Source organism: Nostoc piscinale CENA21 (assembly GCF_001298445.1).
Classification (GTDB): domain Bacteria; phylum Cyanobacteriota; class Cyanobacteriia; order Cyanobacteriales; family Nostocaceae; genus Nostoc_B; species Nostoc_B piscinale_A.
In genome coordinates this window covers 3,074,584-3,096,758 of record NZ_CP012036.1, presented here as the reverse complement: position 1 = coordinate 3,096,758, position 22,175 = coordinate 3,074,584, and the positions used below count along the sequence as shown (strand labels likewise).

Annotated in this window: 23 protein-coding genes and 1 pseudogene; 9 read left to right on the top strand and 15 right to left on the bottom strand. The window is 42.6% G+C overall.

The genetic code is table 11. The features are described 5' to 3' along the window. Positions 1-60: 60 nt before the first annotated feature. The 7 genes and pseudogenes from ACX27_RS13395 to ACX27_RS13370 all read right to left on the bottom strand — a co-directional run bounded on the left by ACX27_RS13395 (position 61) and on the right by ACX27_RS13370 (position 3,041). A complete protein-coding gene (locus tag ACX27_RS13395) occupies positions 61-804 on the bottom strand; it encodes a dienelactone hydrolase family protein (protein WP_062293154.1) in 744 nt (247 codons plus the stop codon). Positions 805-1,086: 282 nt separating this feature from the next. Continuing rightward, entirely contained in the window at positions 1,087-1,287 is a 201-nt protein-coding gene (locus ACX27_RS13390; protein ID WP_062293151.1) for a hypothetical protein, read from the bottom strand. 195 nt (positions 1,288-1,482) lie between these two features. Beyond that, positions 1,483-1,686: a hypothetical protein gene (locus tag ACX27_RS13385; RefSeq protein WP_062293148.1), complete on the bottom strand. Its 204-nt coding sequence runs from the start codon at positions 1,684-1,686 to the stop codon at positions 1,483-1,485. A 10-nt stretch (positions 1,687-1,696) separates the two neighbouring features. Further along, positions 1,697-2,261, bottom strand: a pseudogene (gene def / locus ACX27_RS13380) (peptide deformylase). A gap of 155 nt (positions 2,262-2,416) precedes the next feature. After that, positions 2,417-2,578, bottom strand: coding sequence for a hypothetical protein (locus ACX27_RS33785; RefSeq protein ID WP_235526624.1), 162 nt, complete (start codon positions 2,576-2,578; stop codon positions 2,417-2,419). Between the two features lie 36 nt (positions 2,579-2,614). Further along, the gene (locus ACX27_RS33780; protein ID WP_235526623.1) at positions 2,615-2,767 is read right to left on the bottom strand and encodes a type II toxin-antitoxin system RelE/ParE family toxin; all 153 of its coding nucleotides are present in this window, start codon (positions 2,765-2,767) and stop codon (positions 2,615-2,617) included. Then, complete coding sequence (locus ACX27_RS13370) at positions 2,751-3,041, bottom strand: type II toxin-antitoxin system Phd/YefM family antitoxin (protein ID WP_062293142.1); 291 nt, start codon at positions 3,039-3,041, stop codon at positions 2,751-2,753. The genes ACX27_RS33780 and ACX27_RS13370 overlap by 17 nt, the downstream gene beginning before the upstream one ends. Positions 3,042-3,265: 224 nt before the next feature. Between ACX27_RS13370 and ACX27_RS13365 the strand changes: the two genes are divergently transcribed. From ACX27_RS13365 to ACX27_RS13350, 4 genes are all read left to right on the top strand, one after another. Next, entirely contained in the window at positions 3,266-4,777 is a 1,512-nt protein-coding gene (locus ACX27_RS13365) for an AAA family ATPase (protein ID WP_062293140.1), read from the top strand. Positions 4,778-4,929: 152 nt separating this feature from the next. Beyond that, positions 4,930-5,400, top strand: a complete 471-nt coding sequence (locus ACX27_RS13360; protein ID WP_062293137.1) for an SH3 domain-containing protein — start codon at positions 4,930-4,932, stop codon at positions 5,398-5,400. Positions 5,401-5,740: 340 nt separating this feature from the next. Then, entirely contained in the window at positions 5,741-7,252 is a 1,512-nt protein-coding gene (locus ACX27_RS13355) for a peptidoglycan-binding domain-containing protein (RefSeq protein WP_062293135.1), read from the top strand. A 158-nt stretch (positions 7,253-7,410) separates the two neighbouring features. Next, positions 7,411-7,611: a hypothetical protein gene (locus ACX27_RS13350; RefSeq protein ID WP_062293132.1), complete on the top strand. Its 201-nt coding sequence runs from the start codon at positions 7,411-7,413 to the stop codon at positions 7,609-7,611. A 61-nt stretch (positions 7,612-7,672) separates the two neighbouring features. On the opposite strand, the gene ACX27_RS13345 is transcribed toward ACX27_RS13350, so the two are convergent. From ACX27_RS13345 to ACX27_RS13335, 3 genes are all read right to left on the bottom strand, one after another. After that, on the bottom strand, positions 7,673-9,448 hold the full coding sequence (locus tag ACX27_RS13345) for a ribonuclease J (protein ID WP_062293129.1): 1,776 nt from the start codon (positions 9,446-9,448) through the stop codon (positions 7,673-7,675). 243 nt (positions 9,449-9,691) lie between these two features. Continuing rightward, positions 9,692-10,576: a 4-hydroxy-tetrahydrodipicolinate synthase gene (gene dapA, locus ACX27_RS13340; protein ID WP_062293127.1), complete on the bottom strand. Its 885-nt coding sequence runs from the start codon at positions 10,574-10,576 to the stop codon at positions 9,692-9,694. A gap of 140 nt (positions 10,577-10,716) precedes the next feature. Next, positions 10,717-11,760 carry an aspartate-semialdehyde dehydrogenase gene (locus tag ACX27_RS13335; protein ID WP_062293124.1) on the bottom strand — a complete coding sequence of 348 codons (1,044 nt, stop codon included), beginning with the start codon at positions 11,758-11,760 and terminating at the stop codon, positions 10,717-10,719. A 631-nt stretch (positions 11,761-12,391) separates the two neighbouring features. Between ACX27_RS13335 and tig the strand changes: the two genes are divergently transcribed. From tig to ACX27_RS13315, 5 genes are all read left to right on the top strand, one after another. Next, a complete protein-coding gene (gene tig, locus ACX27_RS13330) occupies positions 12,392-13,816 on the top strand; it encodes a trigger factor (protein ID WP_062293121.1) in 1,425 nt (474 codons plus the stop codon). A gap of 15 nt (positions 13,817-13,831) precedes the next feature. After that, positions 13,832-14,038: a hypothetical protein gene (locus ACX27_RS31700; RefSeq protein WP_144427452.1), complete on the top strand. Its 207-nt coding sequence runs from the start codon at positions 13,832-13,834 to the stop codon at positions 14,036-14,038. Between the two features lie 266 nt (positions 14,039-14,304). Then, positions 14,305-15,003 (top strand): ATP-dependent Clp endopeptidase proteolytic subunit ClpP, encoded by a 699-nt coding sequence (clpP, locus tag ACX27_RS13325; RefSeq protein WP_062293118.1) that lies wholly within the window; start codon positions 14,305-14,307, stop codon positions 15,001-15,003. 9 nt (positions 15,004-15,012) lie between these two features. After that, positions 15,013-16,353, top strand: coding sequence for an ATP-dependent protease ATP-binding subunit ClpX (gene clpX / locus ACX27_RS13320; RefSeq protein ID WP_062293115.1), 1,341 nt, complete (start codon positions 15,013-15,015; stop codon positions 16,351-16,353). A gap of 218 nt (positions 16,354-16,571) precedes the next feature. Further along, the gene (locus tag ACX27_RS13315) at positions 16,572-17,480 is read left to right on the top strand and encodes an alpha/beta fold hydrolase (RefSeq protein WP_062293112.1); all 909 of its coding nucleotides are present in this window, start codon (positions 16,572-16,574) and stop codon (positions 17,478-17,480) included. 116 nt (positions 17,481-17,596) lie between these two features. Here ACX27_RS13315 and ACX27_RS32380 read toward each other — a convergent pair whose 3' ends face one another. The 5 genes from ACX27_RS32380 to ACX27_RS13295 form a co-directional block, all read right to left on the bottom strand. Beyond that, a complete protein-coding gene (locus ACX27_RS32380) occupies positions 17,597-17,740 on the bottom strand; it encodes a hypothetical protein (RefSeq protein WP_158507376.1) in 144 nt (47 codons plus the stop codon). A 47-nt stretch (positions 17,741-17,787) separates the two neighbouring features. Beyond that, positions 17,788-18,462 (bottom strand): nitroreductase family protein, encoded by a 675-nt coding sequence (locus tag ACX27_RS13310; RefSeq protein ID WP_062293108.1) that lies wholly within the window; start codon positions 18,460-18,462, stop codon positions 17,788-17,790. Between the two features lie 101 nt (positions 18,463-18,563). Next, a complete protein-coding gene (locus ACX27_RS13305; protein WP_062293105.1) occupies positions 18,564-19,352 on the bottom strand; it encodes a DUF4058 family protein in 789 nt (262 codons plus the stop codon). A 76-nt stretch (positions 19,353-19,428) separates the two neighbouring features. After that, complete coding sequence (locus ACX27_RS13300) at positions 19,429-20,412, bottom strand: GntR family transcriptional regulator (protein ID WP_062293102.1); 984 nt, start codon at positions 20,410-20,412, stop codon at positions 19,429-19,431. Between the two features lie 138 nt (positions 20,413-20,550). Beyond that, positions 20,551-22,170, bottom strand: a complete 1,620-nt coding sequence (locus ACX27_RS13295) for a mucoidy inhibitor MuiA family protein (RefSeq protein ID WP_062293099.1) — start codon at positions 22,168-22,170, stop codon at positions 20,551-20,553. Positions 22,171-22,175 lie beyond the last annotated feature (5 nt).

Here is a 22,175-nt window from a genome sequence, read left to right as displayed (position 1 = left end):
TGAGATGGGTCATTGGTCATTTGTCCTTGGTCATTACCAATGACCAAGGACAAATGACGTTCAGTTCAATTGACTAAACAATTGTTGTACCTGAATCCAAGCATCAGCAGCAGCTGTTGGATTATAGCTGGCACGATGATCGCAAAAAAATCCGTGGTCAGCTCCATCGTAGCGGAAGACACGATGAGGAATTTTGTATTTTTCTAACTCTGCTTCAATTTCTTCAGTTTGTGCCTTGGGAATGCTGGCATCTGCCATTCCAAAAAAGGCGTAGAGTGTGCCGGGAATTTCTGGAGTCCGCGTCAAAGTAGCAGCACCACCTCCCGGTGTGCTATTAGTAATCCTCGCACCGTAAAAAGATGCAGTAGCTTTGATATCTGGGAGAGTAGCCGCTAGGTAGGCTACATGACCACCAAAACAAAAGCCAATACAACCAATGGCGTTTTGTTTGACTTGGGGTAGAGTTTTGAGATAATCAATGGCTGATTGAATATCGCTGAGTAATTGTGATGCTGTAGTTTGCTCCCAAGCGTATTTTCTGCCAACTTCAACATCTTCTGGGGTGTAACCCGTTTCAAAACCGGGAGCGAACCGATCAAACAACGCAGGTGCGATCGCAACATACCCTAACTTGGCAATTCGCTCGGTCACATCTCGAATATGGCTATTAACACCAAAAATTTCTTGTATTACCACAATTCCGGGATAAGTACCGGGTTCTTGTGGTTGCGCCAAGTAAGCCGAAATTTGCAAATTATTTTGTGAAAGCTTCACCCATGAAGTGCTGATTGCTAGTTCTGACATAGTTATTTCTACGAAGGCTCCACCGTTAATTGATCTAACTATGCCAGTATGTTTAAGCTATTCCTAGCAATTAATCAACTGCTCAGAGGTTATTTATAAAAATAAAATTCTCGTAGAGTTTGTTAGGCGCAGATTGTGAGTTAATTCATCACAAAAACTAGATACGAGCGCCTAACGCACCATCATCTAGCGGTGCGTTAGGCTGAAGCCGTAACACACCTTACCAATTTCCTCTAAGAAAACAAGACCCTGATTAGCGAATTTCGGTTTATCGCTCAATAATTAAGCGTCTTCCGGTAGCACCCATTTTGGCGGTTCCATCATCTTTTTACGCAGACGTTCTTCCGCAATAGCCAGCATTTCGTCTAAAGAAGTCTCTTTAATGAATTGTGAGGCTGCTTCTCTAAACTCGATATTGGGGCATTTATCCCCTAAAATACAACCATTAACGCAGGCTTGGGCGCAGTTAATTTTAGGTTCCACAGTCAATTCCTCTTGAATTAGGGCGTTTTCCTACCCACAAGATAAATTTTACCTGCTGACTTCAAAAGTATTGAGTGCTGAGTTACCAAAGTTGAAAAGAGAGGCTAGGACTGACAGGTGTAGGTAGAAAAATAAAAGGTAAAAGGGTGAACTTTGATTTTGGTCATCCTTTTACCTTTCTTATATACCTGATGCTTATTTTATGTTAGCCCTTGCGTCCCTCACTGCGGCAATAAAAAATAATCCTGTTAGAGGAATACTTAATCCTAAGATAATTGCAGTGGTTTCAAAGCCTAAATCTGGCTGTCCATAACTGAGTTCAAACACCGAACCGACGGCAGCGATCGCTGTTATGCAAGATGCACCGAGAAATAAACCGCTTTTTGGAGTTAAATACACTACTGGCCCCCTATGCTACTGGTTTCACCGCTTGATACGAGAAGCCATTTTTAGATAACTCCTGTGCCAAAGTCAAGGAATTCTCTACACGGTCAACGAATACCACACCGTTGAGGTGATCCATCTCGTGTTGAATGCAGCGCCCTAGTAAGTCGCCAGCTTTTAATGTCTTGGGACGGCCATATTCATCTTTGTAAGCAATTTCCACGACTTCAGGACGCTTCACATCCATGTAAACGTTCGGAATACTCAAACAGCCTTCTTGAGCAACGCAGATGTCTTTGCTGACTTGTTTAATTACAGGATTAATTAATACCAGTGGCGGATTTGCGGGGTTATCTGGTTCGCAATCAATCACAATCAGTTGTTTATTAATGCCTACCTGGGGCGCAGCCAAACCAATGCCATCACTGCTGTACATAGTTTGCAACATTTCTCGTACCAGTTGGCGCAGTTCGTCATCAATTTTGGTAATACGTTTGGCTGGTTGACGCAACGCGCGATCGCCCAGATAGTGCAGCTTCAGTGGCGGATTTTTTAACTTTTTTTTTCTCAACAGCAATTTCAGAGGGCATGATTATTTCAATGGCTCAATTGTGCAAATTCCTACTAACCTAATTCTATCAATCTCAGTTAGATAGGCGATTGTACTACAAGGTGAGACATAGCAGAAAGCAGCAGAACTTGAGATTTTGGATTGTTTAATTAAAAATCTTCAATGTCTTTCTTGCTATATTTCATCATCACCACGCAGCTGTGATAAATCTTGCAATCTTTCTTGGGCTGCACGCAGAACTCGATGAATCTGCACGATACCCTGGTTATCTTGGTCGTTTTCCGTAGTTACTGTAAATAGAATTCTGTATTGTTTTTTATACAGTAATTGGCGCACAGGTAAATTCAGGTATTGGCTTTCGATCGCAAGCGGTCAACGATTCGGAAAGTTTTCCAAGGTTAGCATGATTTCGTAGCAACCTCTAACCCACCGATGAGCTTGATCGACGGAGTAATCTTTCATCCACAAAAAAATATTTTCGACATCTGCTTTGGCTGTGGGTGAGATTTCAATCCGGTATGTCATACTTTTGGCGCAATTGCTGAAAGGCTTCGTCCAAAGGAATTCCTTGCCCCTGCTCAAATTCATCTATACTTTTGCGAATTCTGGCTAAAGATTCTAAAAGTTCTATGCGTTCTAGCAAGCGTTGATAGCTTTCAGCATCTTGGACAACAACTGCGGCTTTACCATTCACCGTCAAAACTATAGGTGATTGGGTGTCTTTCAGGGTGTTTAAAAAGGTTTTAGCACTTCGTTGAAAGTCAGATAAAGGATGAATGTTGCGAAGGTTAAAAGACATGGCTACTGCTGAGTAGACGAATAATTTTATGATAATTATTTGAAAATTCTTTGTCTACTTTATTATCTTACTCGGCAAAACTCTCCTCTATCTGAATTACTTAGCGTGCATCCGCGCAACTTCGTGTTGAAAAACTCTACAACGGCTAGACAGCATTTATAGCTGATTGGTGAAAGAAAGTTGTACATTGCCATCAAGAGCAACTCATAACTAAAAGCTTTAATATGAACTTCCGTGAAGAGTTTAAATTGCTGCTACGCGCCCGTTACCCGTTAATTTACATTCCCACCTACGAAGAAGAACGGGTAGAAGCAGCCATCAGGGAAGAAGCCGCCAATCAAGGTAATCGCCCTGTTTATACTTGGGATTTTGTCGATGGCTATCAAGGAAACCCCAATGATGCGAATTTTGGGCGACGCAATCCCCTACAAGCTTTAGAATTTTTAGAGAAATTACCAGCCGCAGCACCCGCCGTAGTGATTTTACGAGACTATCATCGTTTTTTAGATGATGTGGCGATCGCCCGCAAACTCCGCAATTTTGCCCGACTTTTAAAATCACAACCAAAAAATATTGTGTTGTTATCACCGCGCATCGCCATTCCTGACGACTTAACCGAAGTTTTAACGGTTGTGGAATTTCCTTTACCCGCCGCGCCGGAAATTAAAACCGAGATAGAACGGTTACTGCAAACTACTGGTAACTCTCTATCTGGCAAGGTTTTAGATGACTTGGTGCGCTCCTGTCAAGGGCTGTCTATGGAACGCATTCGGCGGGTTTTGGCGAGAGCGATCGCAACTCATGGTGAATTACAACCAGAAGATGTAGATTTAGTATTAGAAGAAAAGCGTCAAACCATCCGCCAAACCCAAATTCTTGATTTTTACCCCGCCACTGAGCAAATTTCTGACATTGGTGGACTTGATAATCTCAAAGATTGGCTGTTGCGGCGTGGTGGTTCATTTACCGAACGAGCGCGTCAGTATGGCTTACCCCATCCCCGTGGTTTGTTGTTGGTGGGGATTCAAGGAACAGGAAAATCTTTAACAGCTAAAGCGATCGCTCATCACTGGCACTTACCTTTGTTACGCTTAGACGTAGGGCGGTTATTTGGCGGTTTAGTAGGGGAATCAGAGTTACGCACACGCCAAATGATTCAGGTAGCCGAAGCCCTCGCCCCCTGTATCTTGTGGATTGATGAAATAGATAAAGCCTTTTCGGGGCTGGGTAGCAAAGGTGACGCAGGTACAACTAGCCGGGTATTTGGCACTTTTATCACCTGGTTAGCAGAGAAAACCTCACCTGTATTTGTTGTGGCTACAGCCAATGACATTCAAGCCTTACCGCCAGAAATGTTGCGAAAAGGGCGATTTGATGAAATTTTCTTTGTTGGTTTACCTTCTCAAGAAGAAAGAAAAGCAATTTTTAACGTTCATTTATCCAGATTGCGCCCTCATAACTTGAAAAGCTATGACATCGATAGGTTAGCTTATGAAACACCTGATTTTTCTGGGGCGGAAATTGAGCAAACTTTGATTGAAGCTATGCACATTGGATTTAGCCAAAACCGTGATTTTAACACCGACGATATTTTAGAAGCCGCCAGCCAAATCATCCCCTTAGCGCGAACGGCTGTAGAACAAATTCAAAAACTACAAGAATGGGCGGCGGCTGGGAGAGCGCGTCTCGCCTCAAAACACAGCCCCCTCAGCGATGCTTTCGGCAAGCTACGCTAAAGCATTTCCAGAGAATTAGAGTAAAAAAGGAACAGGAAACATATCCCCCTATTGTCCGTTCCCTGTTCCTTTTCATACTTCATACTTCACTATTGACTATTGACCATTCACCGTTGACCATTGACTATTGACTATTGACTATTAAATTAACTATGCTTTCTGGTCTACTGAAATTAATACTAGGTTTTATCTTAGCGATCGCCGTTTTATTAGGTACAGGTATGACGGTGGCACTTTATTTCATCAATCAAACTGCCATACCGCCCAATAAACCGATTTTTGCCAATGATAATCCTTCTTTGAAAAACCGAGCCACCAACGAACCTAAAAACGATTCTGTCATCACACCTGAATCTGAAGCCACTCCAACCCCCTCAGCAACTCCTACAAAATCTCCTGAAAAATTACCCCCTGGTGCTTATCAAGGGCGTGTTACTTGGTCTGACGGCTTAAGTTTACGTGCCGAACCTAATCAGTCAGCCGAAAAAGTTGGTGGAGTAACTTTCAATCAAAAAATCATCGTTTTGGAAGAAAACCCTGATAAAACTTGGGTGAAGATTCGCACAGAAGGTAGCGACCAAGAAGGTTGGGTAAAAATTGGCAACATTGAACGTACCAACTAAAGTTAGAAATCATTCACATCTTGACTCAATACTCCTTACTACCTATTTCCTACTCTCTAATCTTTATACTTTTTTAGTAAAAGTCTCAGTTATCACTTATAGGAAGTGGTATATTTTTATATAAGCTTGTTACTGTAATTAGCAATCGAAAAAATTTATAGATTCCTATCAATCCAATTAATTTCTAAGATAAAAATTTTTCACTCTTGCCGAAAAGCAGTTTGCGCCTTGTGATGTAAACACATAGCCAAACCCATAAAACCTTAAAATAAAAGTCAATCGAAATACTTTTTTATTTTACTCAGGGAATTGTCATCACCCGAAAACTTGGGAAAACATCATGGAAGCCATTGGTTATCTTCATGTCGCCTCAGCCTACGAAGCCTCGGAAAACATAGAGATTGTCCCGATAAAATTAGAATTTAAATTTTGGCATTGGCCTAAGCTGTCTAGCCCTGTGGCAATGCGGCTTTTATCTGTAGCACTGACTATCGGAATTTTAAACCTAGCTGACCAAACTTTCGCACTTCAGCAAGTAGGTAGTCGTGGTACAGCAGTTACAAACATTCAGCAGTGCTTAAAAAATTTAGGTTATTTTAATGGCCCTGTAACTGGCACATTTGCGAATTTAACTCGACAAGCCGTGAGTAGCTTTCAAAAAGCGCGAGGGCTGGCTGTTGATGGAATTGTAGGTGCTAGGACTCAGCAAGCTTTACAACAATCATGCCAAAGTGGGACTCCTAGTGAAAGTAGCAATGGACAATTGCGTTTTGGTAGTAGAGGTACAGCAGTTGCTCAGTTACAACAAAATCTCCGGGATTTAGGTTATTTTACAGGCCCCAAAACTGGCTATTTTGGCTCACAAACTCAGCAAGCACTCATCCGATTTCAACAAGCTTCTCGAATTCCGGCTAACGGAGTTTTTGATAGTAGAACAGCCCAAACACTACAAAGTAATTTAAGTGTTGGTGGCGAATATCCTACTCTGGCGGAAGGTAGCCGCGGCCCAGCAGTCACCAAACTGCAACAACGTTTGCGAGATTTGGGCTACTTTAAGATGAATCCCACCGGGAATTATAGAAGCATCACTAAAAATGCTGTCATTGCCTTTCAACGCAAAGCAGGTTTACCCGCCACTGGGGTTGCGAATGCCCAAACTTGGGATGCACTGTATAATCCTCCGGTTTCTAGTAGCCCAAATACTTCCAGTCAGCAAGTAAGAGATGTGCAGCAACTACTGGGGGATTTAGGCTACTATTATGGCGCTCCGACTGGGACTGTTGGCACATTAACAAGAAATGCTGTTGTGGAGTTCCAACGAGACAATAAACTCACAGCCGATGGCATTATTGATGCCCAACTTGTAAAAGCTGTTCGTCAAGTCTGGACAGCAAGATATTCTAATCAACCAACTAGGGTAGTTCTCTCAATGGGTGCAAAGGGAGAAAATGTCAAAGCAGTCCAAGAGCGTTTGTCGCAATTAGGATATTTTAATCGCTCATTAGATGGGGTGTTTGGCGAATATACCAAAGCGGCTGTAGTGGAATTTCAAAAGGAATATCGCTTAAATCCTACGGGTAAAGTAGATGCACAAACTTGGCAAGCACTAGGTTTTGATAATTCTGTGGCGCTAAATCGTCCTGTGAGCAATCGTTATTATGTAGCAGCAGTACCACTGCAAAATAGCGATACCCTCGACAAAGTGCGTCGCTTTGTTCCCAACGCTTTCCCAGATGTTTCTATGTCAGGAAATTATGTGAATGCTGGGGCATTTAGCGATCGCTCTGTTGCCGAAAATCTCACAAAAATGTTACGCTCCAAAGGCTTAAATGCCAAAGTACAATTTCTCTAAGATTTCGCTAGTCTAAGTATATAGTACAGGTTGGCGTAAATAAACAGACTATAAGGAATTGCTAAAAGGCTTGTAGTATTGTTATTCTTTCTTTTTCCTTTTGCCTTTTTACTTTTGCCTTGTTGTACTAGGCTGCCACATCCAATACCCGCAAAAGAATGCCAGACTCAGCATTTGTGATCTTTATTATCTTTGGAGTTGTCTGGATAGTTATGGGCGCAGTTGCAGTCATTGCGCTGTTCAAGTCGGAAGGCCAAAAATTGCGCTTTGATAAATGGGGACTGCTTGTAACTATCCCGATTATCGTCCCAATAGTGATTGTTTTGTTATATCAGGTAATTAGACCATTAATATTTTAAAGACGTTGCATCGCAACGCCTCTAAAATATTATTTACTCAGCACTCAGTACTCAGCACTCCTCAAGAAGCCACTTGCGCCGCCGTCCGCGTCCGTCTTCTTCTGCCATCGGTTACTTTCATTGGTGTTTCTGGTTCATCAGGAATTTGCATTAACAAAGTCACTGTTGGTTGACATTGCAATTCTCGCCGAATTGAACGTGCTAATTCTCGTTCTAAAGTTCCTTGCAATCCACCCCAGTCTACCTCTGGTTGCTCACCGCCCAAAGCAGCAAATTCTGACCAACGCACGCCGAGGATTTCCTCAATGCGTTGCTGTACCCATTTTTGGATCAGCGATCGCTCTACACTGGTAACAACACCCCGCAGATGGATTTCGGGCTTGGCCATCAGTTTACCAGTCCAATCAATCGCAGTCGCAATTGTGATAATTCCTTCTTCCGCCATCCGTTGCCGTTCTTGCAGCACTTTGGCACTCACCATTCCAGAACTAGAAGTATCTACCAGTTCAATCCCAGACTGCACTTGTCCCGCCACACTGATAGAATTTTCTGTTAGTTCTATAACATGCCCATTCTGGATAATTACCATATTTTCGGCAGGGATACCCATACTTTGGGCAGTTTCGGAGTGTTTCACTAACATCCGATGTTCGCCGTGAACGGGGACAAAGAACTTGGGACGAGTTAAAGCAATCATCAGTTTTTGGTCTTCCTGACAACCGTGACCAGAAACGTGAACCCCTTTATCTCTGCCATAGACAACCTTCGCACCTTGCAACATCAACTTATCAATGGTGTTCACAACTGCGATCGTATTGCCGGGAATGGGGTTAGCGGAAAAGACAACGGTATCGCCTTCGCGGATTTTGATATGAGGATGTTCTTTATTGGCAATGCGGGTCATGGCTGCCATTGTCTCACCTTGAGAACCTGTGGTGAGAATCAACACGTTTTCATCTGGCAGGCTGCGAACCATGTGTAGTGGTTGCAGTAAGTTATCTTCACATTTGACATAACCCAAGTTACGGGCGTGGGCAATCAAATTCAACATCGAACGCCCCACCACAGTGACTACACGGTTATGTTTCTGCGCCAGTTGCAAAATCATATTGATGCGATGGACAGAAGAGGCGAAGGTGGTGACGAACAATCGCCCAGTGGCTTGACTGAATACCCGATCCAAGTTGGGATAAACAGAACGTTCCGAAGGTGTAAATCCCGGCACTTCTGAGTTAGTGGAGTCACTCAATAAGCACAGCACGCCTTTTTCACCATGTTCTGCCAAGCGTTGCAAGTCGAATTTTTCGCCATCAACTGGGGTGTGGTCAAATTTAAAATCCCCTGTGTGAATCACGACACCCAGGGGAGTATGAATCGCCACAGTGAAACTATCCGCGATGGAATGGGTATTGCGAATGTACTCAACAAAGAAGTGTTTACCAATCCTGACAACATCACGGGGCATAACTGAACGCAATTCTGTGCGATCGCGTACACCTGCTTCTTCTAGCTTCCCTTCCAACATGGCCATTGCTAGTCTTGGCCCGTAAATCACTGGGATTTCAAACTGCTTCAGGTGAAAAGCAATGCCGCCAATATGGTCTTCATGACCGTGGGTGACGATCATCCCTTTGATTTTATCGCGGTTTTCTCTGAGATATGTCGTATCAGGCAGCACAATGTTCACACCGTGCATTGCTTCCGTCGGGAAGGCTAAACCTGCATCTAACAGAATAATTTCATCTTCGTATTCAAAAACACAGGTATTTTTGCCAATTTCATGTAAACCGCCCAAAGGAATAATTTTGAGGGCGGAGTCAGCTTCGTTTTTAGCCATTTTCTCCTTAGTTAGATTGTAGTTTAGTGTTAATAAATTGAAGGTTAGCAAGCTTGTATTAAAGACAACACTGGCTCTCTCTGGGAAAGCAGTCAAATTTCGTTTAGATTTTCAACTTTTGGCGCAATAAAATCGAAATCTTCAATATCTAGAGCAGTGGTAGCACTGTTTGGGAAAGTGCATCCTGAAAATCTGCCCATTATTCATATATAGATTTGCGGCAATTTGCCAATCATATACTGCCTAAATTAAATTCAGTTTCTGAAGCACCGCCTCCAGTATTTGGCTTATTTCTGAGTCAGCATCACATAGGGGCGGACGAGTTGAACCAACCTCCCAACCTTGAAGTTTGAGTGCTTGTTTAATGGGAATGGGGTTTGTAGTGATAAATAAAGCTTTAAATAACGGGAAGAGTTGAAGATGAATGTCTCTGGCTTCTGCAATTTTTCCCGCACTAAAAGCTTGAATCATCTGCTGTAGTTGGTTTCCTACCAGATGAGAAGCCACACTGACTACTCCTGTTGCCCCCAGTGCTAACAAGGGCAAGGTAAGAGAATCATCTCCAGCGTAAATCTGAAATTCTTGTGATGTCAAGCGACGGATTTCACTTGCCTGGTCTAAATTACCACTGGCTTCTTTTATTCCAACAATATTATCAATTTCCGCTAATTTGGCAACGGTTTCGGCACTGAGATTTTGACCGGTACGACCAGGAATGTTATATAACAACACGGGAGTATCAGGGCAAGATTGGGCAATTGCCTGAAAATGTTGATATAGACCAGCTTGGGGCGGTTTATTGTAATAAGGTACAACTTGTAATGTACCGTGTACTCCTATTTTAGCCGCCTTTTGGGTAGCTGCGATCGCTTCTTTGGTGGAATTGGAACCACATCCTGCTATCACTTTGGCTTTGCCAGACACAGCCTGCAATACTTCCAAAAATAGCTGGTATTCCTCCTCCCAAGTTAGGGTTGGGGATTCTCCTGTTGTACCGCATACCACCAACGTATCTGTCCCGTTGTTAGCTAGATGCGCTGCTAGTTCTGCCGCTACACCATAGTTAACACTACCGTCTGCTTTAAACGGTGTGATCATAGCGGTTAAAACTCTACCAAAATCTCCCACCCTCGTTTTTCTCCTGATTACCTGCTTGGTTTTTGTTATGTTGGTGGTTTTCTATAATGTAATAGCTTATTCGCCAATTACTTTCAAGAGTGAAGCACTCATTTGTTTGTTGTCATTGATGTTGGACTCATGACACAAAACTACTGAGAAATATATGCTGCTGCTGGCTTGAGCAGATTTTTTGCCACTAATAATTCTGCAATCTGCACGGCGTTTAAAGCTGCGCCTTTGCGAATTTGATCACCACAAAGCCACAGTTCTAAGCCGCAGGGATGAGATATATCCTGACGAATTCTCCCCACTAACACTTCATCCCGACCGGTAGCTTCTATGGGCATGGGGAAATGATTTGCCCGCCAATCTTCTACTAGTTTTACCCCTGGCGCATTACTTAAGATTTCTCTGGCGGTATCTGGGCTAAATGGAGTGTCAAATTCTAGGTTAATGGCTTCGGAATGGGCGCGAAGTACGGGAACCCGTACACAAGTTGCACTAATCCTAACTTCTTGGGTGTCAAAAATCTTCCGCGTTTCATTCACCATTTTCATTTCTTCTTCACAGTACCCAAAATCATTGATTGGGGTGTTGTGAGGAAATAAGTTAAATGCTAAAGGATAGGGCAGAACTTCCGCAACTGGTTCCTGTCCTTGGAGAATAGCAGCAGCTTGCGTTTTAACTTCTGCCATTGCTTTAGCACCAGCACCACTGGCTGATTGATAGGTGGCGGCAATAATCCGTTTTATCGGTTGGATTTGATGTAATGGCCAAATTGCCACTGTCATCAAAATTGTCGTGCAGTTGGGATTGGCGATAATGCCTTGATGGGCGGCGGCGGCTTGGGGGTTCACTTCTGGCACAACTAAAGGCACTTCCGGGTTCATCCGAAAAGCACTGGAGTTATCAATGACGACTGCGCCTTTTGCAACGGCCACTGGAGCCCATTTTTTGGATGTGGAACCACCAGCACTGGCTAATACTAAATCTACATTTTCTAGGGTGCGATCGCTGACTGGTTCTACTACTAAATTTTCGCCTTTAAATTTAAGTGATCGCCCCGCGCTGCGCTCAGAGGCCAGTAATTTTAATTCTGCCAGTGGAAAATTTCGACTTTCTAATAATTCCAGCAACTCTGTACCGACAGCACCAGTCGCACCCAAAATAGCTACACGATATGTTTTAGACAAATGAATTTCCTCCCTTCATTTAAGAGGTGATGAGTAATGTTTTGGAATTGAGATTTCTGGCAATGGCAATAGCAGATTTTGAATAATTTTTTGGTTTTAATTCAGCTTTTTAATCACGGTAGGTTAATTTTTGGGTTACATATCTTAATAAATAAATGAAAAATTTACAATTTTTTATAATTACCCAGTAAATTTTCTACCAACTAAAAAAGTATATATTATTCTACAACAAATTACGCTCAGAAAAAAAACGTCTAGCAAATCAGGATCAACCATTACCATTTTTGATGAGGAAGTTAACAAATGTTGTGCCTTCACCATGACAGGCATAGAGGCAGATCATCAATGTACTATGATTCAAGTGGCATTCAGCTAAACAAGTCAACTACCAAGCTACAAGGCAAGCTACATATTAAACTGGGACTTGTTGGGTAAACAGACCTCCCAAGTTTAGGTGAGAGGGTGTATAGATAAATTTATTGTGGTAAAGTGTCAAGTCCTTTGCCATTGGCAGTAAACTGGATATCTACTGAAGGCACTTGCCATTCCTACCTAGAGATATCAAAGCGCATAAGCGTTAAGTTGTGGCTTATGTGTTCTTGGAGTTAAAAATACTAAATAGAGACGAAGCATGAAAGTTACCCAGGAGAAACTTCCCGCCAGCCAAATCGGGCTAGAGATAGAGATTACACCAGAAATCACTCAGCAAACCTACGAACAAGTTATTAAAAACTTATCCAGTACTGTTAATATTCCTGGGTTTCGTAAAGGTAAAGTGCCTCGACCGATATTGCTTCAGCGCCTGGGGGTAAGTCGCATCAAGGCCGCCGCCTTAGAAGAATTGATTCAAGATGGCATCGAACAAGCGGTTAAACAAGAAGACATTCAAGCAATTGGTCAGCCGCAATTGCGCTCTTCCTTTGAAGACTTGATCAATAATTATGAACCGGGAAAACCCCTGACATTCTTGGTGGCTGTGGATGTGGAACCGGAAGTCACCCTAAACCAGTACACTGGGTTGCAAGCCCAAGCAGAAGAAATTAAATATGACCCCACCCAGGTAGATAATGTCCTGGAAAAAGAACGCCAACAAATGGCGACACTAATTCCAGTCGAAGGTAGAGCCGCCAAAATTGGTGATGTGGCTGTTGTAGATTTTCAAGGGGTAATAGCTAAAGCCGAAGGTGATGATCCTGATGCCGAACCAACACCAATTCCTGGCGGTGATGCGACTGATTTTCAAGTCGAGTTACAGGAAGATAAATTTATCCCTGGTTTTGTCACAGGTATAGTCGGGATGAATCCTGGGGAAACCAAGGAAATCTCCGCCCAGTTTCCAGATCCTTATGTCAACGAAGAATTAGCAGGCAAACCAGCAATTTTTACAGTCACCCTCAAGGAATTGAAGGAAAAAGAACTGCCAGAATTAGATGATGATTTTGCTCAAGAAGTCAGCGATTTTGAAACCTTAGAAGAACTGCGGAAATCTTTAGAAGATAGGTATCAAAAAGAAGCTGAAGACAAAACCAAAACCAACAAGCAAGAAGCATTACTGGCAGAACTACTGAAGCACGTAGACGTTGACTTGCCAGGGACTTTGATTGAGCAAGAAGTTGATGCAATGCTGACTCAAACTGCTATGCGCTTGGCGCAACAGGGTTTGGATGTGAGAAAGCTGTTTACTCAAGATATTATTCCGCAATTGCGGGAGAGATCACGCCCAGAGGCAATTGAACGCATCAAACGTTCTTTAGCCCTGCGAGAAATCGGCAAACGCGAATCTTTGGTAGTTACCCCAGAAGAACTCCAAGCCAGAGTGACAGAACTGTTAGAGCAGTATGCTGATGAAGATATTGACGAAGAAAAACTCAACTCAATGGTGGAAAATGAACTGCTGAGTGACAAAATTCTCAATTGGCTCTTAGACAACTCATCAGTTGAATTAGTCCCAGAAGGTACTTTAAACGCCCAAGAAGAACCAGCAGATGAAGCAACTGCACCTGAGACTGAGGCAAGCAACAGCGAAGCTACGGCAGAATCAGCAGTAGAAGGATAGGGGTAAGGGTGCAGGGTGCAGGGTGCAAGGGGAAAATATATTACTCAGCAACGCCAGTTGCTACAACGGAGGAAACCTCCCTTCGGGTTCGCAGTTCCTTCAAGTCGGCAAAGCCGCCCAAAGGACTGCTCACCACAACGCACTGGCTCCTCAGCACTCAGCACTCATAACTCCTCTTCGGCTATCTCTACTTTAGAGCGATCGCATTCCAGCTTTGGGTAGATTAGGCTAGGGTAGTAAGTATTTGGTTGGAATGTGAAAAATTATTACTCAGCACTCGGTGGTCAACATTTAAGGGAGGCTTAATATTGCTGGTATTTTAGACAAAATTCTTTACCTGTAACAACCTGAGCTTGATACTGTGTTACACGAGAAAAATCTGGATGAGGCATAATGGTTAACACATAGCTCAAATCAAAATCTCATCCGCGAAAAAAGCAGCGATCGCTGCCTTAAGCTAAGTCCTATTAGTTCTCAGATATTCTCCTATGCTTTTATCGCAGTCGGGAAATTACCCCATCATCAGTTCCAGTCACCTAGCTATTAACTCCCATCTAAATGGCCCTAACAGCATTGTGCCAACTGTGGTAGAGCAGTCGGGTATGGGAGAAAGAGCATTTGATATCTACTCCCGCCTATTAAGAGAGCGCATTATTTTTCTAGGAACAGCCATCGATGATACCGTTGCTAATTCCATCGTGGCGCAGTTGCTATTCTTAGATTCCGAAGACCCAGAAAAAGACATTCAACTGTACATAAATTCTCCTGGTGGTTCCGTCTACGCAGGAATGGCAATTTATGATACAATCCAACAAATCCGTCCTGATGTTGTGACGATCTGTTTTGGATTAGCTGCAAGCATGGGCGCATTTTTGTTAGCGGCTGGAACCGCAGGTAAGCGGATGTCTTTACCTGACTCTCGAATTATGATCCATCAACCTCTAGGTGGCGCTCAAGGTCAAGCCATTGATATAGAAATTCAAGCCAGAGAAATTCTTTATATCAAGGCACAGTTGAATCAGTTATTGGCTCATCATACTGGTCAACCTCTAGAGAGAATCGAAGCAGATACAGACCGCGACTTTTTCATGTCGGCAGAAGAAGCTAAAAATTACGGTTTGATTGATCAGGTTATCTCCCGACAAAATCTTCCCACAGCTGGGGAAAACGTCACCATTCTGAAATAAGAGGCTGGTATGTCTAAGTACGACTCCCATTTAAAATGTTCGTTTTGTGGCAAGTCTCAAGAGCAGGTGCGTAAGTTGATCGCAGGGCCGGGAGTTTACATCTGCGACGAGTGCGTTGACTTGTGTAATGAAATACTAGATGAGGAGTTACTGGACACCAATGGTGTAGCGCCACAACCAGCACCAAAGTCTGAAGCACCTCAAAAACGTCGGAATCGTTCTGCTAATCTCTCGTTTAATCAGATACCAAAACCCAGAGAGATTAAAAAGTATCTCGATGAGCATGTCATTGGCCAAGACGAAGCCAAAAAAGTTTTATCAGTCGCAGTTTACAACCACTACAAGCGGCTGGCAATCTTGCAGTCTAAAGGCAGTGGCAAAAACGGAGCAGATGATTCAGTAGAGCTACAGAAATCTAACATTTTGTTAATTGGCCCGACTGGTTGCGGCAAAACCCTGTTAGCACAAACTCTAGCTAAGATTTTAGACGTACCTTTTGCCGTGGCGGATGCTACCACATTAACAGAAGCGGGCTACGTCGGTGAAGATGTGGAAAACATCTTGCTGCGGCTGTTGCAAGTAGCAGACTTGGATGTAGAAGAAGCACAGCGCGGAATTATCTACATTGATGAAATTGATAAAATTGCCCGCAAGAGTGAAAATCCCTCAATTACACGGGATGTTTCTGGTGAAGGCGTACAACAAGCATTACTGAAAATGCTAGAAGGTACGATCGCCAACGTACCACCCCAAGGCGGCAGAAAACATCCGTATCAAGACTGCATCCAAATCGATACCAGTAATATTCTGTTTATCTGTGGTGGTGCATTTGTTGGCTTAGAAAAGGTTGTTGAGCAGAGAGCAGGTAAAAAGTCAATTGGCTTTGTGCAACCAGGCGAAGGACAATCAAAAGAAAAACGCACCGCCGATGTTCTCAGGAATTTAGAACCAGATGATTTGGTGAAATTTGGGATGATTCCCGAATTTATCGGGCGGATACCAATGGTAGCAGTGGTAGATCCTCTGGATGAAGAAGCCCTGATGGCAATTTTGACTCAACCGCGCAGTGCTTTGGTGAAACAATACCAAAAACTGCTGAAGATGGATAACGTCCAATTAGATTTTAAACAGGATGCCTTGCGAGCGATCGCTCAAGAAGCCTACCGCCGCAAAACGGGTGCAAGAGCATTGCGGGGTATTGTAGAAGAACTAATGCTAGATGTGATGTACGAGTTACCATCTCGTAAAGACGTGACTCGCTGCACAGTAACGCGAGAAATGGTCGAGAAACGCTCTACCGCCGAACTGATAGTACATCCATCTTCACTACCAAAACCAGAATCAGCGTAAATTAGTGCTAAGTGCTGAGTCACCGAAGTTTGCTCAACGAGGGGAACCCTCCGAACTTTGCTCAACGCGGGGAACCCGCGCACGCAAGTTCTCTCCGCACGCAACTTCTCGCTGAGTGCTGAGTATTGATTAAAGTTAGGAAAGAGGAGTTTAGAGTGAGGAATTAATTACAAACTCAAAACTCCTAACTTTTATCTTTTAGATGCTAACTCTCAAAAATGCCTTATATTGACGTTCGTGGCGTTGAACATTACTACGAGTGGGTGAAACAATCATCTGCTGCTGTGAACAAACCCGTGATGGTGTTCGTTCACGGTTGGGCTGGTTCAGCTAGATATTGGAAAAGCACTGCGGAAGCTTTATCAGACCAATTTGATTGTTTACTTTATGATATGCGCGGGTTTGGGCGTTCTGGTGGTAAACCAACTATAGTCCCCGCCAGTGAGTCTGTTGCTACTTCCCAGTCCAGTCAAGAAACATCAGCAGCAATTCAAGAATTAACCTACGAATTGGAAGAATATGCTGATGATTTAGCAGCACTTTTAGATGAGTTGCATCTTGGGCGTGTTTACATCCAAGCTCATTCAATGGGTGCGTCCGTTGCAACTTTGTTTTTTAACCGCTATCCCCAAAAAGTAGAGCGAGGAATTTTAACTTGTAGTGGGATTTTTGAATATGATGAAAAAGCTTTTACAGCCTTTCATAAATTTGGCGGTTATGTAGTGAAATTCCGTCCCAAATGGTTAGGTAAAATTCCATTTGTTGACAGGATGTTTATGGCGAGATTTTTACATCGCTCCATACCAAAAGCTGAACGTCAGGCTTTTTTACAAGATTTTTTAGATGCAGATTATGATGCTGCTTTAGGTACAATTTTTACATCTGTAAGTAAAGCACAATCTGAATTAATGCCACAAGAGTTTGCTAAATTAACAGTGTCAACGCTGCTAATTGCGGGTGAGTATGACCAAATTATTCCCGCCGCAATGGGAAGACAAGCAGCAGCAATGAATGACAAAGTTGAGTTTGCTTTAATTCCTAATACAGCACATTTCCCCATGTTGGAAGATGCGCCGACTTATTTACAACGGGTGCGAGAGTTTTTGCAAATTCCTTCAATTGTGTAAATATTTATCGAACCACAGAGGAGGACACTTGCGTGGGCGGGTTTCCCGACTTGAGCAAAGTGTCCGTCGCACAGAGAACACGGAGGAATAAGAGTTTTGAAGAGTCATTATTAAAGTTAAGAGCGATCGCTTGGTGATTGAAGTGAGAAAATCAAGAGGCGATCGCTTTTTAATATCTTGAAAAAATACTGATATTGAGAATTTCTTCTCGCTTTTCTGAGAGTAATTTGCTTTAAACCAATTTTGAGGTTTTCTTTCATAAATCTATAGATTAATCTTTCTGTCTATTATTTTTGTATAAACTACACTAACCATCGACCTCAAAAGGTTCGCCATAGGTTTCGCTGAAACAAACTTGGTTAGTGGAGAAGCGTCCGCCATAAGATTTGAAGGGTTCAGTTGCATAGCCAAGAGCTAGTAAACAGCATATATCTACTTCGTCTGGAATTTGAAATGCTTGTTTAACTTGAGTGCTGACAAACCCTTCCATTGGGCTGCTATCTACACCAAAGCTTTTGGCGACAATCATCATATAAGCGACTGCTAACATTGTATGGCGGTTAGTCCAGGCTTCCATTGTGTCAAAACTGGGGTGATTGCGGAAAAATTCAGGAATGCTAGAACGCATATAGCTGGCATAACTGGGGGTCATAATGCCTTGATCATCTCCAAGATGGATGACAGAAGTGATATTTGCCATCTCTGCGGCACGTCTATCACCACAACAAATTAACACAACTGGTGCTTCGCTTATTTGGCGTTGGTTAAATGCACAAGCTTGCAGTTTTTCTTTGTTTTGTTGGCTTTTAACAACAATAAATCGCCAAGGTTGGAGGTTAAAGCCTGATGGTGCTTGGGCTGCTAATTCCAGTATTTCTTGTAAAATGACTTCGGGAATGCGATCGCTCTTAAAAGCTCTAGCGGCTCTACGTTGCTTGATTGCTTCTATCAGGCCAATATAAGGGTGCATTTCTACAAACATAATCCTTGGGCTTTTGTTAAGTGTGTCTGCCTATCCCATTGTCCCCTTATCTTGTAACATCCCTCTTCTATCTGTGGGTTTACTCAAACCGCGAATTTATTTCAATGCCTTAATCCCTGCTCTTTCAGAATTGCATCTATCCAAGCTAAATTCTCTGCTGAAATTGGAGGTAATGGTTGTTGAGTATAGTCAATTACCAAATCATAGTTACCTTCTTCATAGAGTTGATTAATTAATGTTTGTAAATCGAGTAATGGTTCTGTATCACCTTCACGTAGAGGTAAGAGAAAAGCAGGTATAGGATTTGGTAAATTAAATGGGTATAAATCAGCCTTTGGACGTGTTGCCGCACGACTGACTAAAATTCTATAGTCAGTTTGAAGATTATTTTGGAGTGGCTGGATTGATTTACCATCCCGCAGAAAATCAATTTCTACCAAATTAGTGTAACTGCCTAAAACCTGTAACCGCTTTTTTATATAGGCACTTCTGCCTTCCCCTGGACATTTATTTTTTGGCAATAACATTTCAATTGTGGTGACAACTTCTTGGGTTGTTATATCTCGCACTTCTAAGTAAGTTTCTTTGACAGTTTCTGGCATAGCGACATCAACTGTCACAGCTTCAACAGAGGGTGATTTTATAGTTAAGGTAGCTGGTTCTGCTGATGATTTTTGTGTTGTACTCTGCACTGAGACATCAGCAATTCCAACTAACAATGAATCTTCATCAATTGTTTGATAGACTCGCTTTTCTATAGCAACTTTATATTTAGGACGCAGTTGAGGATTTAATATGCGGAAAATTGCCGCAATTAATAGGTTGTGAACTTCCGACCAAAATAGCGGATTTTCTAAATACGGGTTCATCCCTGGAAATGGTGAAGCCATCGCCACACCTCCAAATAGTTACTATTTTAATTCTTCATCAACTAATTGGTCTGAGCTATTGTGTCAGGGTTGCTGATTAACTTAAACCTAACTCGCGTTTTAGTAAGTTAATTGAATTCAACCCAATATAATTTTCTACCTTCATTAATTTTGGTGGTCGAATAATATCTTCAGCCGCCGCTTGCACTGCTAATTGTACTGCCCGAAAACTGGCGACATCACTGATAATAACTTCAGCCCGCTTAACAATTGCCTGAAGTTTATAAGCATCTTTTGGTTGTGCAGTCATCACTAGCAGTTCATCACCGCGTAAACCGTGCAAGATAACTTCAGCCGCACGAGCAATACCTGTACTCAGGCTGACGATGCCGATACAATTATCCTTGGGCAAATTTTTAACTAAATTCAGTTCTTTACTGTAGTCATAGATATCTAAAGGAATGACTCGCACTGCTTTTGGCGCGGCAATTTGTTCGACTTCACCAATAAAATAGCGACTGGTAACGACTGTAGCCGAGTTAGTTTTATCCAACACAGCTGCTAATTCTTCCATTGGAATGAGCTGGATGGGAATTTTGAGTGATTGCTCTAATTCATATACCATCAATTCCCCAGCACCAATATCTTGAGAAGGAACTGCAACTAGTACTTGGGCGCTACAACGCAAACGCCAATCCATCTCTGCTAAAAATAGCTCACGGGCTTGACTGAGAGAACAGCCTTGGGCAAGGAGTTGGTCAAGGGCTTGCTGTACGACTTTGTATGCTTCGGGGTGTTGTTGGAGAATGGGTGATTGTAATCTACTACCGCCCTCGTGACCTTGAGCGCGGACATAAATTCCTGAACCAGCCAGACTTTCTACTAAACCTTCATCTTCTAACTGTCGATAAACTTTACTAATAGTGTTGCGGTGTAACCCAGTTTGCATGGCTAATGCCCTTGTGCTGGGCAATTTGTAAGCAGGTGGATATTGGCGAGATGCGATCGCAAACCGGATTTGATTAAATAATTGGGTAGAAGCGGGAATTTCGCTGTCTGGCTGAATACGGAATTGAATCATCACCAAAACTCCTGAATCAAGTAACACTTAGCAATTAGCTAATTATGCTACTTGTAGTATTTTTTATTTGTAACACTTAAGAGGTAAGATCCGATACAGCACAAGTATAAAGCCATCTCATCTGGATTGGCGCAATATCTACATATCTAAACCAACTATGGTTACTTCCGGTGGGTGTTCCAAGGTAAATTGATAATATATCTCGCGTCGTTCTTGAGGTAAAACATTTAATTCCCATTCTAAAATTCCCATCTCTCCCAGGGGAATTTGCGGTTGAATGCGGGTGAGGCGAATTTTAATTTGCTCGTTGCGACTAACAGGTAATTGTTCTGTAATTTTTAAATTAGTTTCTTGATTGAGTAAGTTAGTAATTAATAACCGATAAGCGTAAGTAGTGCGGCATTGATTGACAATAATTCTTTTATCTACATGTCGCTCAACTAAGTTACGTTCAATTTTTAAATTTTCATCAATGCCTAAGTTCAAGCTAAATTCTTGCCCTGGCGTAATATTTTCTAATTGAGTTGTACCGACAAAAATACTATCCCGAAAAATATTGGCTTTTCCTGGTAATAAAGTTGTACCATCAGCACTGTTTTTGATATTAGCTTGTAAATAAGCAAAACTGACTAAACGCGGCATTGCGACATAATTAAAAACACAAGGGTAATCATCATTAAAAATTGTAGTTTTATGAGGCGCACCGTCACTAGGGATGTTGCCACCACCATTGAGTTTAAAAGTCACGACACTGCCTTGTTTGGCTACTGTCGCTTTGATATGTTCTGCGGTTATGAAAGCATCATCCGCTAAATCCTCTTCTTCTTGGGAAAACATAGCTTCAGCCGCTGGTGCAGCCGCTATGGTAGGTAATGATGGACGGGGTAAGACTCGTTGCAATGAGCGCGAACGTAGAGTGTCAATGTACCAGGGTTCTAGTTTTGGTGGTAATGTACCTAACCCTGGTTTCGCAGTTGAGAGGGTGAGTGCTACATCTAGCCAATCTTCGCCAGTATTTTGGGTAACTTCCGCCAGATAGCTTAAATGCACTGACTGACTGGCACTATCAACTCGTAAGTCATAAAGCGGAGTCCAGCCAGCACTATTGACAATGTAGGACACTTCTAATTCAAATTCACCAGCGCCAGCAACTTCAACACCAACAACCAAGTTAAAACTTTCCTTGGGATGGGGTGTTTGAATATTGTGTAATGTAGCGCGGAGTGCTTGCAGTTGCTTATCTAATTCTTGCTGTTGACTGTGACAATCACCAGATGCGATCGCATATTCACTGTACTGGCTGCCTAAAAAATTCAAAAAATCTAAAGTTTCGCTGAGACTGAGATTTTTGCGGGACAAACTTTGAGCAAATGGTTCTTCTGTTTTTTCCCGCAAACCCTCAATAAATTGAGTCTGCAAAGCTAAGGCATCAATTTGCGCTTGTAAATTGCGTTTTTCCGCTTCTATTTGTTGAATTTGGCGGATTAACTGTGCTGCTCGTTCGGCTACAGGTTCGGTAGTGTAGATGCGATCGCTACTTACTCCCAACAAGCTAACTCCTACAGTACCTGTACCGCTCACCCGCACAGAATCAGTTTCAAGAGTGACTGGCAGTGAATTAATCACCAATTCCCTTTCTACTCCTACCAAAGCAACTACACCTCGGCGTGTAACTAAGGCTTGATCGCCATACACCGTCACGGCTACTACCTGGGTTGGGACTGTTTTTCTCAAAGAAGGAGTTTCCAGGTTTGTCACTGCCA